We start from the raw sequence: 369 nt of genomic DNA on the forward strand, positions 1-369 counted from the left end.
GGGCGGGGCGGGCGCCCCGCTCGTGCTCCTCCGGCCGGTCCGTCCGGCCGGCGGGGACGGCCACCGGGGCCACGAGCACGGGTACCCGGGCCGGCACCCGCAGCGGGGGCACGGCCGCAAGTGCCGCCGGCGGCGTCCGTTCGGCGGCGAGCCGGCGCGGTTCGCGGGACAGCAGGACGGCCGCGCGCCGCAGGTCCTCCTCGATCCGGTGGCGGGCCAGCACCGGGTGCCGGCGGCCGTCCCGCCGCGAGGCCGGGTCGACCTCGGGCAGATAGGTGCGGACCGCCCCGCCGTAGACGGCGTGGAACTCCAGGGCGACGTTGAACCTGGTGCGCGCCTCGGCGTCCAGCACGTACAGGGTGGCGAGTC

General features: G+C 79.7%; 1 pseudogene. It reads right to left on the reverse strand.

Annotation, left to right across the window (positions count from 1 at the left end):
- Window positions 1-369: pseudogene (locus tag BI06_RS51110) on the reverse strand (hypothetical protein); the annotation flags it as partial.

It is taken from the genome of Kitasatospora sp. MBT66, assembly GCF_000710405.2.
Taxonomy (GTDB): domain Bacteria; phylum Actinomycetota; class Actinomycetes; order Streptomycetales; family Streptomycetaceae; genus Kitasatospora; species Kitasatospora purpeofusca.